Annotated in this window: 4 protein-coding genes and 1 pseudogene; 2 read left to right on the top strand and 3 right to left on the bottom strand. The window is 61.9% G+C overall.

Translation table 11 applies throughout. The features are described 5' to 3' along the window. The first annotated feature begins 126 nt into the window (after window positions 1-126). Both AB4N74_RS07260 and relB read left to right on the top strand, forming a co-directional pair. On the top strand, window positions 127-3723 hold the full coding sequence (locus tag AB4N74_RS07260) for a hypothetical protein (RefSeq protein WP_460099012.1): 3597 nt from the start codon (window positions 127-129) through the stop codon (window positions 3721-3723). Between the two features lie 4 nt (window positions 3724-3727). After that, window positions 3728-3866: pseudogene (gene relB / locus AB4N74_RS07255) on the top strand (type II toxin-antitoxin system RelB family antitoxin); the annotation flags it as partial. 87 nt (window positions 3867-3953) lie between these two features. Here the strand turns inward: relB and AB4N74_RS07250 are convergent. The 3 genes from AB4N74_RS07250 to AB4N74_RS07240 form a co-directional block, all read right to left on the bottom strand. Beyond that, window positions 3954-16448 (bottom strand): filamentous haemagglutinin family protein, encoded by a 12495-nt coding sequence (locus AB4N74_RS07250; RefSeq protein ID WP_460099009.1) that lies wholly within the window; start codon window positions 16446-16448, stop codon window positions 3954-3956. A gap of 218 nt (window positions 16449-16666) precedes the next feature. Continuing rightward, window positions 16667-17776, bottom strand: a complete 1110-nt coding sequence (locus AB4N74_RS07245) for a substrate-binding domain-containing protein (protein WP_116255692.1) — start codon at window positions 17774-17776, stop codon at window positions 16667-16669. Window positions 17777-17872: 96 nt separating this feature from the next. Then, a complete protein-coding gene (locus tag AB4N74_RS07240; RefSeq protein WP_099758879.1) occupies window positions 17873-18982 on the bottom strand; it encodes a substrate-binding domain-containing protein in 1110 nt (369 codons plus the stop codon). Window positions 18983-19215: the final 233 nt, after the last annotated feature.

The following is a 19215-nucleotide window of genomic DNA, read 5'->3' as shown; positions in this document are numbered from 1 at the left end:
TTAGGCACCCGCAGCTATTACCGCTCGTCGTAAATAGTTTTCACCTGTCAGATCTGACAGGTGCGCATTTCCCGGTTTTATCCCCTAATCACTCCATCGCCCCACCTACGGCAGGAGTGCCCCGCGATGCTCATCCAACCGCACAAACAAATCTCCGCCCTGGCCTTGCTCGATCCGGAAATCCCCGGCGGCCGGCTGCTGGATGACGGCTCCTGGGGCATCAACCTCGCCGCCGCACGACTCAACTACCCCGACAAGGGGTTGAAAGTCCAGGTTCCCGCCTGGAACAACATGAGCAAGAGCGATAACTGCAAGGTGTACGTGGGCACCACCATGGTCGCGCAAAAGACCATCACCGAAGACATCGAGGTGGACAAGCACGTCACTCTGTTCATCGAGCCGTCACGCTTGCCCAGCGGCGACTGGGAGCTGTCTTACCAGATCACGCGTTTCGGGCAGAAGCCCGAGCCAGGACCGACGATCAAGCTCTTCGTCAAACTCGAACTGCCCGGTGGGCAGGATCTTAATCCCGACTATGGCCACTCCGAACTGACCATGGCCTTCGATCCTCCGGATGTCGTGCGCGACGGTGTCGACAAGGCCACCGCCGAGGCAGGCGTGCTGGTCTACGCCAAACCCAAGCCCGGCGATGGCTGGCTCTACCTGAACTGCGCCGTCGGTGACGTGCTCATCCTGGCCTGGGCCGGGAAAACCGTGGAGTCCGAACCCGTCACCCAGGAACAGATCGATGATCCGGAGAGTAATCCCATCGTGGTTCTGGCCGACAAGGCCACCATCCTCTCAGCCGGAGACTCCGACGGCGTGTCGGTCAGCTACAAGATCCGCGACCGCGTGTACAACGAGTCCGAAGACTGGTGCGAGGCCGTGCGTATTGTCGTCGACACCCAGGGCTTGCGGCTGGGTGCGCCCATCCTCAAACAGGCCGACGGTCTCATCGTCGATCTGGAGGTGCTGGGGGACGAACCGCCGATGGTGGAGGTCTGGGCGGATGACGTGAACATCTTCAAAAAGAACGACGAGATCTACCTCAGCGTCTTCGGTACCGACGACGATGGTAAAGAGATCAGCGAATTGGTGATCCAGCGTATTGAAAGCACGCCGCCAGTGCGGGTCTCGATCGAGCACAAGAACAGCACCCTGCGTGCCTTGGCCAAACGCACGGTGGTGTACTCCTATCACGTACGCCGCGGCGGCGTCGTGGTCGACAACTCCAGATCCAAGTCCCGCGCCTACAGCGTCATCGGCGAACCGACACGCCTGCCAGCTCCCATCGCAATCGACCAGATCAGTGGCGCGCTCGACCCCAACGCGCCCGAATACCGCATCTGCATTCCCTACGATCCACTGATCACCCCGGAGAACGCGATCGAACTGAAATGGTTCGGCACCCGGCCCGACCTGACCACCTACGACCCGGAACTGGACTGGTATTTCCCCAGCGAAGACGAGGCCAATGACCCCAACGGTTTCATCATCACCGTCGAGGGTAAACACGGCAAAACCCTCGAGGGTGGCACGCTGGATCTGTCGTACAACCTGCTGGCCGATGAAAACGGCACCATCACCCGCCGTGCCTCACTGCACGCCTCATTACTCAACGTCGGCGAAGCGCAACGCGAACTGGTCAAACCTATCGTGCTGGGTGAAAAGGATGGCGTGCTCGAACCCAAAGACCTGCCCGGTGGCGCCAGCAAAATCACCGCGCCACGGCCGGTGGCTGTTCCGAGCGAGGCCAACGATATCGTGAAGTATTTCTGTATCGTTGAAGGCAATGAGCCTGTTACCGACTCGAAAACACTCAACGCTTTGTCCAAGGACAAAAACGTGGATTTCCCGCTGAACGCGGCGTTTGTGGCCCAGCATTTCGAACCTAATCGCGAGAAAAAAATGCAGGTGCACTACGAAATTTTCCGGGCAGCGAGTAATAGAACCAGTTATTCGAATGTGCTGGAGTTTGTCATCGGTGAGCCGGTGGCGCTCGATCCGCCGACCATCGACTCGGTCAAGGGATCGACAAGCGGCAAGGACATTGACGAAGGTGGCACTACCGTTGAAACCAGCGTGGTACTGAGCGGCACGGGCGCCAAGGGCAAGAACGTCGAGATACGCGATGGCGCCATCGTCAAGGATCAGGTCACGGCGGATCCGGTTTCTGGAATCTGGACCTACACCGCGTCGGGGCTGACTGTGACGAAACACAGTTTTAGCGCGATAGGAAAGTATGGTGCCGAACCTGCCTCCGCGGCCTACACCCTCACTGTCACGGCGGTTATTGTGCCGACGCTGAGCAATGTGCTGGACGACCGCTACAAGGAAGTGCCGGAGGGTACAAGCACTTTCAGTACATCGCTGATACTCAAAGGCAGCGCCAGCAAGGGGCAGGATGTAGAGGCTTTCGATGGCAGCGGTTCAGGCGCAGTGTCGAAGGGAAAGGCGACAGCGGATCAAACTACAGGCCTGTGGGAATGCACGATCGAGGTTGCAGTCGGCGCGCGCCGGTTGTACGTCAAATCCCTTTATCACCCCAGATCGACCTATTCCAATGTGCGACTCCTGACCGTGGAAACCCTCAGGGCGCCGACGTTATCGTCCGTCAAAGGCTCGCTGAGCGACAACGAGATCCCCGAGAATGGCTTCACCGTGGAAACGGCCGTCATCTTGAGCGGCGTTGCCGCAGCCGGGCGAGACGTCGAAGTGCTCGACGGTACGGATATCAAAGGTAAAGAGACTGCCGATGGAGTAACCGGCATCTGGAGTCTGCCCATTGCAGACCTGAGCAAAGCCAAGCACAGCTTTACCGCCAGAGATCTGGAGCAACCGAGCCTCGTGTCGGCAGCGAGGAGGTTGACGGTGACAGACGACATGGAACCGACATTAACTTCAGTCAAAGGATCATCTGATGGCATTGAAATCCCCCATAACGAAGCGACTATAGCGACCAGCATCACTGTCGAAGGTCTAGCGAGTATCCAACAACCTATCGAGATTTTTGTGAATGATCATCGAGAATTGGAGATGACGACCGAGGCGGATGGCAGCTATTTGGCAACATTGGATGGTTTCAAGCTCAACGAGCGGACAGACATCCAGATTCGGGCACTGTATGGACAAAAACTGACATCAGCCATTCGGTCATTTGTCGTATTTCAGCCCCTGCAAATCAATCAGACCAACATGACACTGAACGGGTATCGAGTGCACACCGGTTGGCCAACGACGGGACTGGACTTCTTGGGTAATACCGAAATCCGCACAGCATCTTTCGGTGTAGCGCCAATCACCTACTCTTCCAGTAACTCAGCCGTCGCGTCAGTGGAGAGCAATGGCAAGGTCATCGGCGCAAGAAACGGTGGTGCAGTGATCACGGTTCAAGACCGGTTCACTACCCTCACTTATTCGGTGTATGTCAGCAATGTCTTCAGGTTGGAAATAAGCACCGTTGGATATAACCATGCGCAAGCAGTCAACTGGAGATATAGCGTTGCCGGCTCATTGCCCGTGAGCTACGCACTGTCTGCCATGCTTCGAGTCTATGGCCCGGACTCCAATTGGCCACTAGTGCCTGGAGGAGTTTACCGAATGTGTGATGAAGCAGGATGTCCCGATGGTTACAAAGCGATTTTCCAATACCGGAATGGAGGAGTCATTTGTCACACCGGTCTCAACACACCTTTGGTGTCATGGTGTCTCAGACCCCTATGAGCAAGGGTACGATCGCTGGTTTCGTGCCAACGTGCAGGCTGCACTGGATGATCCTCGCCCGGGCATTCCCCATGAGGAAGCCATGGTGCGGCTTGACCAACTAGTTAGAAGAGAAACGCAAGAATCGCCGCACTGCCGCTTGAATTGAGCGATCAACAATACCCACGAACATTAAAAGTATAAAAAAAGGGCGACCAACCGGCCGCCCAAACGTACTGCACGAGAGTCTTTTACAGCGTCAGTTGCCCGCGCTCCTCCTCGGTCAACTGCTGCTTCGCCTGTTCATCCAGCGCCCCTGCCCCCAACACTTGCACCGGGCTGTTCGGGTTGTAACCCGGGGCCGGTGCGCGGCTGGCGCCATCGCGGGTCGGCGCCAGTTGTTCGTTGCCGAAGCTCAGCACCTGCACGGTAAACACCGACGCCTGATTCTGCCGCGAAGCTGCTTGCTGCTGACGCGCGACATCTTCCGCCGCTTGCGTGGCCGACGATGCCGCCGAACTGGCCGAAGTAATCGCCCCGGTGTTCACCGCCGAGACCACCGGCACACCCGTTGCCTTGCCCTGCACCGAGATGTTCGCGGCGTTGACCACCGTCAGCGCGGCGATGTTGACGTTACCCGACACGCGGATCCCCGCCTCGCCGGCATCGATGGTGCCCAGCGGCGCGATCAAGTCGATGTCGCCGGGTTTCACTTCGGCGATCGGGTTGAGCGTGGCGATACCGGCGCCGGTGCTCGGCACCGATGGCGACAGGGTGACGTTGCCCCAAGTGTCGTAAACCCGTTTCGGCGGGGTGTAGACCACGGTGGTTTTCGAGCCACGACCGGCGTTGATGTCGCCCTCGGCCGACCAGCCGAGGATTGAACCGCCGAACGTGGTCATGATCCGGCTCTGGCCGAGCAGAATGCTGCCCTGCGAATAGAGCTGAATGTTGCCCGAACCCTGGGTGATGATCCCCGCCGTCGATGGCGGCGCCGCACCTTCGATGCCGAACACCTGACCGCCGCCGGAAGTGAGCATCTGGATGTCGCCGCCGAACAGGGTCTTGACCCCTGCTCCGCCGTACAGCGTGATATCGCCGTCGTAGCGGATTGGGTTGCCCGCCACATCTGTGCTCGGGAACAACGCGGCGATAGCGTTGCGACCACGCAGATAACTGCCTTTGCGCGGGCCATCGACATCGTTGTATTCCAGGCCACCGGCGCGCAGTTCGGCGAAGTACACCTGGCGGGCGAAGATGGCCTGTTCGGTGCCCGGCAGTGCGGCGTAGAACGCCTGTGCCTGTTCGGCGTTGCCGCTGAAGCCGTAACCCAAGGTCAGCCAGCTCTGCAATTCGTCCTGGTAACTCTTGACCACTTTGCCCGGTTGCGCGCTGAGGGCTGCGTCCGCGCTCGCCACGTTCTGCGGGTTCAGGTAGCGCGCGATAAACCGAGAATAATCCGGCCCCTGCGCGCCCACGCCGGCCTGCAAGACCACGCTGGCCCCCGGACGCTGATCACCGGCCAGCAACGAGCCAAGGCTGGTGATGCTGGCACGGTCCTCCATCAGGATATTGCGCCCGGCATTGATCTCCAGCGTGCCGGGACCGGCGACGTCGAAGCTGCTGTAAAGGATGTCGCGCCCGGCCGACACTCTCGACACATCCCTCGGGTCGTTATGCACGAACAGGTTGCCGGTGGAGTAAATCGTGTCCTTGGTGGTGCCGACGCCATCTTTCGGCGAAATCGTCGGTTGGCCCAGGTTGGTGCCAGAGGCGACGATGTCGCGACCGGCCATCATCCACACCGGCCCGGCGGCTTCGTACCAGGTTCGCTGCGAATCGCTTGCGCGCAGTGACTCGCCACTGCGGATGCCGACCAGATCGCCGGTCAACGCGTAGATTCGCGCCGGCCCCATGACATCGCTGAGGCCGGAGTACGAGTTGCTACCGAAGGCGAACAATGGGAAGCGCAGATTCGGTTCTGCGGCGACACCATCGCTGCCGCTGTTGGAGATGAACGGGATTTGCGCCGAGTTGCTGTCATAGCCGTTGAATGCCGGCGCAAACGGCGTGGCAATCGCCAGTGGACTGGCCCCGGACTGGTTGATCGCATAGCCGCCGGCATAAATCGAATCACCGGCCAACAGCTCCAGCTGACCTGAAGCCGAAGGCGCCAACAGCAGCGAGTAAGCGGTGGCGGGAGCGGTATTGCCGACGCTGTAAGCCGCCGATGAACCTGCGTAGATCGAGCCTTGACCGGCGACGGCGCGCAGAATCGACGGATAAACAAAACGACTGTCAGTCGGTGAAGTGTTCTGCCCTTTGATGGGCCCGTTGGTGTCCGTCTCGGCCAACTGGGTACTCGGCGTGAGGTTGCCACCCGCCGAGAACAGATCGATGGCCGTGTGCTCGGTCCACAGCGAGAAGCCACTCAAAATCCCGCCCTGGCTGACGTTCCCCGCCTCGTCAAACAGCGGCGTGGCGTTCTGCAAACGCACGCGGCCCGGGTCCGCCGCGCCGCCCAGGACCAGATCGCCACGGGTGTTGATGCGCATGCCCGAATCGCCGGGGATCAGCACCAGCCCGCCGGAGGCATTGCCGGTGGTCGCGGTAAACGGGTCCAGCGCGCGGGTTTCCCGAGCATCATGCAACACGCTGTTGGCGCCATATTGCAGATTGATGCCGCCGACCGCACTGCCACTCACCTGTGCCGCGCCGCGCAGGTTGATCAGCGCGCCTTGCAGATCATGCTTGGGTGGCGTGATCCCATTGTTGCCGGCGCGCGCTTGCAGGGACGGATTGAGCGAACCACCGATGCGAATGTCCATGTCGCCGCCACCGGTCAATTGCAGGCTACCGTCGCTGCCGACACGACCGGTGCTACCCACCGCCACGATCAGGCCCTGGCTGCGTGGGTTGGTCCGCGCATCCCCCATCGGCCTGAGCATGCCGGCATCTTCTCCGGCGCGCAGGCTGATGTTGCCACCGCCCAAAGTGCCAAAACCGGTGAAGCCCACCAGGTACGGCGCCGCGTCCATGTCGGCGTCGGGCAGCGGCTGCGTCGCATAGCTGCCGAAATTGATCCACCAGGCGGTCGGCACGTCATCACTGCCGGTGCCCTGACGCCATAACCAGTTGCCCACCGCCACGCCAGGCACCTGTTCACGGTAACCGCCGGTATTGGCGGTTTTTCGCCCAAGAGTGTCACCGGAGACAGAGCCGCCGGCATTGATCGTCAGGTTGCCGCCGAGCTGCGGATACCAGGCTTGATAGAGACTGTCGGTGCCACCGTTGACCCATTTTTCCACGTCGCCACCGGCACTGCCCAATACCGAATCCTTGTCCGACAAGCGTCCGCGCATCTGCTTGAAGCGCGGATCGACATCGGCCGACTGGGTGCCAGCGGTGTACACACCAAACGGCGAAGCCATGCTCAAATTGCCGGCAGCGAGCAAATCAAGATCGCCGGTACCGGTACGCAGGACACTGAACATCTGGCTGTGGATGCTGGCGCTTTTCGCCGGATTGCTCTCGACGCACACCTCGGGGTAACTGTCGCACAGCGTCAGGTATTCCTCGGGAATCGGCGCGTAATCCTGAAAGCCGAACTGGTTGCCGGGGGCCCAGGTCCAGCGCGCCATCGGGGCGCAGGCACCGGGATCGGTTTCGCAGAGAATCAGGTATTCCTCGGGCACCGGTTCGAAGGCGGGGAAACCGTACTGGTTGGTTTCCGACCACACCGCGCGTGGATTGCCTTCGGTGATCTTCGCACCGTAATGAGTGTCCGCCAGACGCAAATTGCCCTCGGTGGTGAGCGGTTTCACCGCACGACTATCGGCGGCGGAAAGATCCGCCCCCGCCACCGCGCGGATCGACCACGACGAACTGCCCGACGGCAACATGCTCGCCAGTGCCCAGTTGGCGCCCTGCTGTGTGCCATTGAATCCACGCAACTCGACAAACGCGGCGCCGTCAGCGAGCACCACATTGGTCATCGACGGAATCAACGAACCGCGCAACAGCGCCAGTGAACTGCTCAACATCAAATTCTTGCTGCTGCCGGTGTCGGCATCGAAGGCGCCCGGCAACGGCACACCTTTGGGCCAGTTCATCGCCTTCAACGCGGTGTTGCGATTCAAGCGAATCCCGGCACCCAGTCGGCTGCTGGCCGGCACGGTCAGGTCACTGTCGAGCAGTGTTCCGGCGGCATACAAAAGATTGCCCGAGGCGTCATGCACCGCCCCCGCGAGCACGGTGCCGGCACTGAAGGTGTACGGCGCGGCCAGCTCCACCTGAACCGGCAACAGCGTACCGCTGACCAACGTCGTGTCCTGAATCGGCAAATCGTAATTGAGGGTCACGCCCGACGGGAATTGCGTGCCCGGCGCCAGCGTCACCCCGCTCCCAGGTACAACCAGATCGCCGCCGAATGGCTGCACGCCTGGCAACAGTTTCCAGCCAGCGTCGTCGACGGTCTCCGGTGGCGGCGCGAAACCGTCGTTGATGCTGCCGTAAATATCAAGATTGCCGCCGGCACGGATCACCAGGCTGGCGGATTCACCGGAACCGTAGACGCCATCGACTTTGCCCGTGTGCCGATTGAGGCTGGCGTAGCGGTAGCGCGACAGATCGATATCACCCTCCACCACCAGGTCGCCGTCCGCTGTCTTGCTGGCGATCTCCACGCCGGGGCGCAGGTGGAAGGCATCGGCGTAGGTCGCGTTGTTCAGACCCGCCAGCTTGCGTTGCAACAGATCGGCGTTTGTCAGCGCGGCGTCGATGAACGTGGTGTTGTCGCCGTCGATGCGGGTCAACAGCGCCTGATCGATCACCTGATACGGCCGGCCACTGACCGCCGGATCGACACCATCACGCGCATCGGTGTAACGGCGCGTGCCATTGAGGCCGATGGAACGCGCGCCCTGAATATTGACCGTGCCGCTGGCATCGATGGCGATGTCGCCGGCGCCCAGACGCGGCGCGTTGAGCTCCAGGGTGCCGCGCAACATCTGATCATTCTGCCCGGCGAGAAAGCCCGGCACTGCATCGGTGCCATGGCGCAAGTCGATGCGCGTACCGGACGCCAGGGTCAACACCCCGGCCCCGGAATTCAGCTCGACCATGGCCCGGTTTGGCGCGTCGATGATCTTGCCGTAACTGTCGACCCGCAGTACGCGGCCGTGGGCATCGAGCACACTGTCGCCGGCCAGGGTCAGGCCGTTCTGCGCCGCCAGACGAATGCTGCCGACCCGTTCGCCACTGGCATCGATCAAGCCATTGACCGTCAGGCTGCCATTGTCCACCGAGACATTGACCTCGCCGGCCTTGAGCCCGTCACCGATCAACAGATCACCTTGCTTGAGTTGCAGACTGCGACTGCCGAACACTTTGCCTGCGTTCAAGCGTTGGTTGAGTGCCGCGAACTGGGCGCTCGCCTCACCGCCCAGTTGCTGCGCGCGAATGTCCACGCCACCGGCCTTGTACGGCACCAGCGTGCCGCCGGCATCGTAATAACCGCTGCTGGCACCGAGAATCTCGCCCTGCAGATCGACGATGCCGGCATCCGCTGCCAAGGCAACGGCGCTGAGGTTGCCGGCCTGATTGTTTTTCGCCGACAGATCGATGCGCGAGCCAGCGAGCTGGCGTATATCGCCAGCGGCGCTCAACAGCGACACATCGCCGCCCCAGCTGTACTTGCTCACGTCGTTGAACGGCAAAGTGCGTCCGGCCATGTCCAGTTGCGCGCCGCCGGCCAGGGTCAAGTCGTGCTCGGCCTTGGCCGTGAGCTTGCCGCTGGCCAATGCGATGCGGCTGTCGAGCACAATGTCGCGGGCTTGCAGATTGAGTTCTGCGCCGAGGGCATCGGCCACGCCAGCAGCACCGGCACCGCTGAGCGTGAGCCTGTTGCCAGCCTTGAGCAGGTTGACCGACGCCGCTTCACCGGTGAGCAACGGTGTGCGCAGCGTGAGATTGCCGCCGCTGTAGGCATAGCCTTTGACCGGATCGAAGGCGCCCTGCTGTTGATACACCGCCAGGCTGCCCTTGTGATTGGCGGTGATGCGCTCGCTGGCGCTCAGATTGACGTTGGCAAAACCCAGCGCCAACCGGTTGTTCTGATCGAGGCCGTTGGGTTGTGGCATCGGGCCGTAACCCAGTTCGATGCGTTGTGCCTGAATATCCAGCGTGCCGCTACCAGTACCGGCGCCGCCATTGATCACACTGCCCGGATCCTGAGTGGCGCCGTTCCAGATCAGTTGGGCGGTGCGGATCGTCGCCACATCGTCGGCATCGCCCGCGCCGTAAATCGCCGGGGTGGCGAGCACCAGGTTCTGCAATTTGCTCTGACCGGTCTGCGCATCGAACGTATCGAGGGTCACGCTGCCGTACAGATTGAAGGCATCGCGCGTGGTCAGGCTCAGCGTCTCCAGGGCTGGCGCACCAAACTGATTATCGCCGCGCAGCAAACGATCCAGCACATTCTGATTCAACGTCAGACCGGCCGGTACACGATTGCCTGCAGCAGACAACGCTTCGGCACTGCCTGCATTGACCGCCCCCACGGCCAGCGCGAGATGACGCGTGCCGAAACGCACGGCTTCACCGAGTTCGAACTGATTGTCCGTCGCGGCGGTGATGCTGCCGTTCGAATACAGCAGCGCCGGGCTGGCGCACACTGCCGTGGCGCAGCTGCCGATGCGGATGCTGCCGGCCCCGGTGAAACCACCGCCCGTCTCCGGCGCCAGCACATTGGTCCAGCCGTTGGAGACCACGACCACGCTGGACGCTCCTGGCTGATAGATGTACCCGGCGCTCGAGTCATACGCCACGTTGCCACGCCCCAAGGCGTTGATCCCCGCCCCGGCTTCGACGGTGATGCCGCCATTGATCGCGTTACTGCGCAACAACACTTCCGGCGCCGCCAACAGTGCACCGTCACGCAGGACGATGCTTGAGGTGTCACCGGTGAAACCGATGATATTGCCCGCCGTGTTGTAGTTGACGGTGGGCATCGCACCAATGGTCAAACGTGCGGCGTTGAGGTTGTTGAGCGTTTCGGCATACAACGAGATACCGTTGAAGCCCTCGGTCGGCGCCTGCCCGGCCCCGAGGATTTCGAAGCTGCTGCGGGCGTTGCCGCTGCGCACCACCGCCGTACCGACCAGACCACCTTCGGCAGCGCCGAACCGCGCCTGTCCGTTGAACTGCAACGCGATGTCCTGCTCGCCGCCGTCCACCAGGCGCAGGTCGAGGGTCTTGCCATCCTTGGGTGCCAGCGCGCGGGGTACACCACGGCGCGCGGCATCGCTCTGTATGAATTGGCTAAGACTGGTCTCGTTGTACTGCGAGTAACGGCGCAGCACATCCGCCGAAGTCACGATGATCTGTCGGGGCAAACTGTCGCGCTGCAGGGTATTGGCAATCGACATTTGCCCGCTGCCGGTCCACGAGCCGTTACGCAAGGGCAACGCGCCGCTGGTCGCACCCGGTGCGGCCTGACCGTTGACCTCGACCCGGAAGGCGCCGGGCAGCAAGGCAAACGTCGACGGCAACAATGTGTAAGTACCGGCGGCCAGCCCCGGCACACCGGCGCCAATGGTGATCTGCTGGCCGATCCGTGGATCGACCGCGCCCGCCTCGGCCAACACCGGCGCATAGACGCTCTGATTACCCGGCATGATCGCGTACACCGGATTGCTGGCCAGCCCCGGCAGGCTGAAGCTGCCGTCCGTGGCATTGCGCACCAGCGGATTGAAACGGGCATCGGTGGAGCCACCGCGCCCGGAAATGAACCCGGCGCCGCGCAGCTCGCCACCACCCGACAAATCGATCACCGCACCACTCTGCACATCAATGAACTGGCTGCTCAGTGACACGCCGGTCGCCTCACCGGTGATGCCGTTCAACACCACCGATTTACCGCCATAGCGATAGTCGATGCCATCCGTGGTTCCGCCATACGGCATGACCAGCCCGGCGCCACTGACCGACGTCAGGCTGCCGGGCAGCAAGCGCACCTCATGGGTGGTGGTGAGCAAGTCATCGCCCAGCACGATCTTGCCCAGCGGCGCACGCAACACGCCGCCCTGTTCGATAGATGCCGCCGACAGCGTCAACTCGCCGAACGCCGAGTACGGTGCGGCCACGGGCGCTGGCCCGTGACCGCTGATCCGCAGGATGTGATCGGCAACCGTCTGCGCGCCCTGATAACCGACACGCACTTCAGCTTTCACATCACTGGCGGGGTAAATCTGCGCCGCACGCAGGCTCAAATCACCCGGCGTCCACAAACGGCTTTTCTCGGCGCCATCGGTCGGTGCAAGGAAACGCAGATCACCGCTGCTATCGAGGCTGACTTCGGCAAACGCGCGACGGCTGTATTCGGCGGCCGGCGCCTGGAGTTGCGCAATCGAGCCCTGAGTGCCGAACGACAGACCGTTGCCCAGGTCGAGCTGGTTCGCCGTGGCGCTAAAGCGAGCGTCGGAGAGTGTGCCGGTCGGGTTATTCGTCAGGCGCGGGCGCACGGTGCCGACCACGCTGTAATAGCTGCCGACGCCGGACAAGCGCAGATACGGCGCGCTCAAATTGACCCGTGCAGAGCCCTTGGAAGATTCGGCCAGCGACAGCGCCCCGGCATACAGGCTCAGGCTTTGGTTCATCTGCAGGTTGACGTCACCGTCAAACGACAACAGGCCGTTACTCAACAAGCTCAGGTTGTCGAAGCCGCCGGACATCAGGCTGTCGGCATGCAAACGGCCCTGACCGTAACGCCAACCGACGTCACCCTCACCAGGGCGCACGTCAGCAGCGAGCGTCTGCCCGGTCGACGTCTGGTCGATGATCAGCTCTCTTGGTGCGCGCACGTTGTTGTCCGCTGCGTCCGCGTACAACGGCGTTTCCAGCGCGACCTCCAGACGACCACCGGCCGCACCGATCCCGCCCGCTGCCGCACGCAGAGCACCGTCGATGAACAGGCCGTTATAGGAGCTGATGCCGATGCGTCCGCCGTCAGTTGCCACGCGTGTCAGGCCCTGCCCGGCGATATCCAGCTGCGCCTCGGCACCGGAAGCCTCCAGCCGCGCGCCCTGACGCACAATCACGTAAGCATCGGCGGCGCTGGCGGTGGCAAGTTTCCCGTCGATCTCTCCGCCAAGGATGATGCTGCCGCCCTTGCCGACCTGCCCGTAAGTGCGCCCCAAGGCATCTACCGCGGTGTTCACGCGCCCGGCCACGTCGAGCAGCGCATGCTCACCGATCCAGATCGAGCGGTTGTGCGCATTCGGGTCAGCCATCTGATTGGAGCTGGCCGGTTTGATCGAGCCGAACTGTTGCTGGCGAATATCAACGGTGCCGCCCCAGGCATTGAGTTCACCGTCCACAGTGATCTGCCCGGCGCCGCGCAGCTTGATGCTCTGCCCCGGATCGACGCTGATGCGTGAACCACGGCCGAGGCTCAGGCTGCTGCTGGCCGCATCAATCAGGTTGACCAGGCTGGCCCCGCCTTGCAGCGTCAGGCTGGCACCAGCGCGTTGCGTCAGCACGCCCTGGGTCGGGTTTTCCTGAAACAGTCCCGGCGTCCACAGCTCCAGCGCTGATTGCGGGTCGCCACCGCTGGCCTGATTGGGCGCGGCATCGCCAAAACGATAGACCGGCATGCTCACGTCCACGACCGTGTCGTGGGCCACTTGCAGACCGCTCAAGCCGATCAGGTTGTAGGCAGAGAAGCCTTTGTTGAACAGCTCGGCGGACAATTGCAGCGTGGTCTCGCTCAACGACTTGTCGGTCTGGCCGATCAAGATCTGGTTGGCCTGCACGGTCAAGCTGCCGCCGCCCGTTACCCCGTAGCCACGCAATTGGCCATCGAGGGTCAAATGCGACTGGCCCGGGGCAGAAATCGCACTGGACTCCAGCGTCAGATCACCGCCCTTGCCGCCACGGGTCTTGCCGTTGGCCAGGATGGCGCCGCCGGACGAAACGTCGAGCAGGCTGCCGGCGCCGATATCGATGTCACCGCTGCTGCGAATCGACAGCAACCCTCCGTTCAGATACGCCAGACTCGCGCCATCGTCCGCCTGGGAGCGCAAGTTGCTCCACAATCCGCGAGTGTCGAGCCGTACGCCTTTTGCCACCGTCACTTGCGTTGGTTGGCCGGTTTTCGCCGCCAGCCGGGTGTCGCTGCTCTCGGTGCCGCTGAACTGATTGAGTACGTTGCCCAAATGCAGACTGCCACTGCGCGCGGTCAGGTCGCCAGAGATCTGCACATCCGGCGCGTACAAGGTGATGTCGCCACCGGCGTCGACGCTGAGCGCGCCCTCCACGACCACCTGATCTTTGGCCGCGACCTTGAGCGCGCCGAGACGGAAGCTGTCGAGCTGCTCGTTATCGAGAAACAGCTTGCCTTTGCGCGCATCCGCGACGGCGCCGGCCAGTTCCTGATCACTGCCGGCGAGCGGACGTTCGCCGCCAATCTGCACCTGATCCAGCAACGGATTGAGCGCATACAACACCCCGCCCGCTGCCGCCACATACGCCGGGTCATAACTGCCGACAATCAATTGCGCGCGGCGTGCCAGTGCGGTCTGGCTCTGCTCATAACCGTCGAGCACCGGCTTCGGCGCCTGGTTCTGCCGCTCGCCCTGATACACCTCGCCGAGCATCTGCCCGTCGAGCGCGGCGTTGGCCGTGGCAATCACCAGTTGCCCGGCGTCACGGCCCACGGTGTAACCCGACTCGAAACGCGAACGCGGGGCAATCAGCGGGTTGTAGAAATAGCTGGTCTGGCCCCAGCGTTCGCTACTGTCCTCGAAACCTTTGTACAGCCCGGTGTAAAGCACATCACCCGGCGCACGCGACACTTCATACAGCTTGCCGTCCGCACCGCGCAGCCAGCTCTGGCGGATTTCGCCGCTTTGCACATCCAGGGTGCCGCCGGACAAATTGATCAACGAGCCCTTCTCGGTGACCACATCGTTGCCGGCAAAGCTCACCGTACCGCCCTGCGCCATCCACTCGCCGACGCTGTGCGCCTGGGTGCCGAGATAACCGCCGACTTCAAGCAATCCGCCAGCGGTGTACCAGCGATCCGTGGCATAACCGTTGGTGCCCGCCGGCACGTAAACCAGCTCACGCACATCGACCCAGATATCGTTACTGTTGAGCGCGCCTTTGTCGCGGTTGACCGACGCGTCGCGCTGCTCGTTGCCTTGCACGTTGATCTTGATGTTGTTGTTTTCCATCGCCACTTTGACGCCGAGGGCACCGGAAACATCGATCATTGCCCCGTCACGCACCAGGCTGCGACGCTGCGCCGTCACCGCCACTTGCCCGCCGGTGGCGAGGGTGATCGAACCGTTCTGGAACTCGACACTGCCGCCGCTCTGTATCTCGATGCGCGACTGATCGCCACGAATCCGGTTGTTCGCATTGACCGCACTGAGGGCAGCCTGATGCTGACTGTCGAGTGCGGTCAGATCGCTGCTGTCGAGCAGGATCGCCGTGGCACTGCCCTGCGCCAGGGTGACACTGCCGCCGCTGTCGCTCGCGGGGTTGGACAAGTGAATCGTGCCGCGAGACGCCACCGACGTACTGGCGAGCAATACGCCGTTCTGCACGACTTCATGGCCGGTCAACGTGATGTCGCCGGTAGATGACTGGATCAAGCCGTTGTTGCTGACCTTGCCGCTGACGTTGCCGGCCTTGAAGCCCGGCGTGACTTCGTTGCCGAACGTGGTCGACAGCGCATTGCCCTCGGTGCCCGCGCCTTTGCGGATGTAGAAGCGGTCACCGGCGCCGAGCACGGTCTGGCCCTTGGCGGTGCTGATATTGCCATCGTTCTGCACTTCGCTGCCGAGCAGCAAGGCATAACCACCGGCATCGGTCGACGTCGCCGGTTTGTGCGTCGTGATGCTCGCGCCGCGCTCCACCAACACCTTGCCGGCGGCATCGGTGAAGGTCGGCTGAGTGGCGCTGCTGTCGAAATACAGGCCACGGTCGCGGAACTGGATATCGGTGATGTTGGCAGCCGCGGCCACCAGGTTGCGTACATTGACCTGACTGCTGCCACTGAAGACGATGCCGTTGCGGTTGATCAGCATCACCGTGCCGTCGCCCTTGATCTGGCCCTGAATCTGACTGGCCCGTGCGTTCGGGTCGTTGACCCGGTTGAGCACCGCCCAGTTCGCCTGCTGGGCGAACTCAACGCTGGTGTTGCGCCCGACGTTGAAGGTTTCCCAGTTGAGGATGGCCTTGTCGGCGGTCTGCTCGATCGTCACCGTGGTCTTGCCGTCAGCCTGGGTTTGCTGCGGGCCTTTGGCGTTCTGCCAACCTTGGGTGAGGCTGTTATCGACCTTCAGACCGCCCTCGCCCAGACCGTCCGGGACAAACTGCACCGAACCCAGCGCAGCGGCACGACCGGCCGCCTGAGCCGCCTGCTGCGCGGCAATCGCGGCGACGGTGTTGTTCAAGGTCTGGATCGAGCGCTGCAATTGCTGATTGGCTTTTTGCTGCTGCGCCAGGGGTGGCGTCATCCCCGGCAAGCCGCCAGTGCTCGGCCGTGCGGCAGCGGCTTGCTGCGCGGCACCCTTGGCGGCGAACCAGTTGGAGCTGAACGCCGTTGCCGCGTGCGCATTGCCCGCCACCAGACACAACGCCACCGCTTGCGCCAGCGGTTTGAGCAACCACAGCGCCGGCTCCACGGCTTCACGTTTGAACGACTGGACGTTGGTACGACGGGATGGGCGAGCGAGCATCACTACGAGATCCTTTTTGGTTGCCACACTTTGGTTGCCACACATGCCGCAGGCGTGGAAAAACCTGCTGTTACGTCATAGGCAGTTGGCGGCGGTCGCGACCGAACGGATGTCACACAAACTTCATGTTGGGGGAGTATTCGCGCCGGGCCGTTCTGCGCCTTCAAAAAAAATGGCAGCCCTATATGGGGCTGCCATCGGTTTGGCGGCAGTCACTTTTAAAGAGGACGACCGATGCCGTTGCACACGGCCGGGTTGTTGATGTCGAGGTTGTTGCCGGTGGTGTTGGTGATGAAGTTGGCAGTGACGGCGTTTTTCCAGCTCAGTGGCATCACCAGTAACTTGTGCGCCACCACCGCGGCATTGTTGCCAGGATTGCTGTAGTGGGTGGTCAGGAAGGCACGAATCTCGTTGGCCACGTTGGCATCCCTGTAGCACTGCCCGATGATCAAATTGCTGTAGGCGACCATTTTGTAGCCGTTGACAGGGTTCGCCACCACGGGCGACCAATTGGCGGGATTGGCTGCCTGAGACGCTGACGCCGGTGGCGCAACCGACGACAGTCCGAGCGCGACGTTGATCAGGGTTGGCAACACACCATTAAGACGCGCAACGACAGTGTTATCGCTCACCAGTACACCGTCCGGGCCGGAGTAACCGATTGAGCCGTCGACCTGATTGATCGTAGGCAGGACATCACTGTCGCTCGACACGCCGACCCAGTTGCTCGGCACTGTCGAACCTGACGGCTGGCGTGCCGCAGTGAACAGGGAATTGGTCGAGAACTTAACCGGGCAAACAGAGTTGAGATGGCGAGTGAGGATTTCCGAGGTGCCGCTGGCGTTGTTCCGGTAGACCACGCGAATCGGTGTGGTGTCGGCAGTCCCCAGTAGCAGCCCCCACGTTGGAGCCTCACCCGACAGCGCCCTGCACAACTGGCTGCTCGTCAGATTGAGATTGCTGATACCGCTTTTCTTATAGGACACGGCGATTGCAGTGCCAACGGATGGCAGTTGAATCAGCGGGCCATAACTGGCGTTAAAAGCGCTCTGGTATTGGCTGATTTCGCTTGCCGTCAGGATCGAATCGCTGCCAGTGAAATGCACAGTGCCTGTAGTACCGAACGGCGCAGCGTTGTTGCTCAAAAACGCCACTTTGCCTGCCCCGCTGCCAACACCGGCGTAGCTGAAACTGGCGGGCAAAATGCTGTTGGCCGAGCCCTTGTACAGCGCGGCAGGCAACGTCGCCCCGCCACCGGTCACCGCCAACGCGTGACCCGACATCAGCGCCGCCGACAGCAGCGCAACCTTTGCAATGTGTTTGTACATGTTCAATCTCCTTATCGAATGCCCCGTAAACCGGGAGGCAAAAAAAATGGCAACCCCGAGGGGCTGCCATTCGTGTTGCGGTGTGAATCGGGCGCCTTACAAAGGACGACCGATGGTGTTGCAAACGCTGGTGTTGTTGATGTTCAGGTTGTAACCGGTAGCGTTGGAAACGAAGGTCTCATACACCTTGGTTTTCCAGGCCGATGGCACAGTCACGAAACCGTGGTTCTTGACGGCCAGGTCGTTGGTGGTGGTGTTGTAGTGAGTGGTCAGGAACGCCTTCACGTCGTTGGCCACGGCTGCATCCTTGTAGCACTGACCGACGATGAGGTTGGTGTAGGCAGCCAGTTTGTAACCGATGGCCGGGTTAGCCACCACTGGCGACCAGCGAGTCGGGTCAGCGGCCAGAGCAGCGGTCGCCGGTGGAGTTACCGAAGCCAGTGCCAGGGCAACGTTGGCCGAGGTTGGCTGTACGTTGTTGATGCGCGAAACCAGGGCGTTGCTGGTGGCGTCCACGCCGTCCGGACCGACATAACCGAGCGAACCATCAACGGCTGCAACGGTAGGCGCCACGTCAGCAGTGCCAGCGACGCCGACCCAGTTCGACGGCAGGGTCGAACCGGCTGGACGGGCGTTGACGAACGTCGAGTTGGTGGTGAACTTGGTTGGGCACACAGCGTTCAGGTGACGGGTGAGGATTTCCGAAGTGCCGCTGGAAACGTTGCGATAAACGATGCGGATCGGCGTGGTGTCAGCAGTGCCCAGCAGGCCGCCCCAAGTGGTCACGGTGCCCGAGAAGGCGTCGCACAGTTGCGCGCTGGTCAGGTTCAGAGCCGTCTGACCGGATTTTTTGTAAGGGATGGCAACCGAAGTGGCCACCGACGGCAGTTGGATCAGCGGACCGTACGAAGCACCGAAAGCGCTGTTGTAGGTGCTGATGTCCGAAGCGCTGAGTACCGAGTCGCTACCGGCGAAGTGCACGGTGCCGGTGGCGCCAAAGCCAGTGGCAACGTTGGTCAGGAACGCCGTTTTACCAGCGCCGCTACCTACAGCGGCGTAGGAGAAGTTGGCTGGCAGGATGCTGTCGGCAGAACCTTTGTACAGAGCGGCTGGCAGAGTTGCACCACCACCGGTAACGGCCATGGCTTGAGCGGAAGCCAGAGCGGCGACGGTCAGGGAAGCTGCGATCAGAGTGCGCTTGAACATGAAGAATCTCCTTTTCAACTAGGTTTGGGAACACAGGTTTTCGGGTGACTTGCATGACACTGGGAGGACTCACCGGGGCCCTCGCTAGCGTTGGCCTTGGTTAAGTCGCACTGAGAAATTCGCAGTTTCCGGTGACAGATAAAGGAAAAAACCTCGGGAGCTGAGAGCTGTTTCCGAAGGGATTTTCTCGGGTGTTTGTCGGCTGCTGCGCAGTGTCTGGATCGCGGGTTTGG

This window comes from Pseudomonas sp. H3_C08 (genome assembly GCF_054669455.1).
The sequence above is the reverse complement of the archived record's forward strand: the minus strand, read 5'-3'. Positions and strand labels throughout refer to the sequence as shown.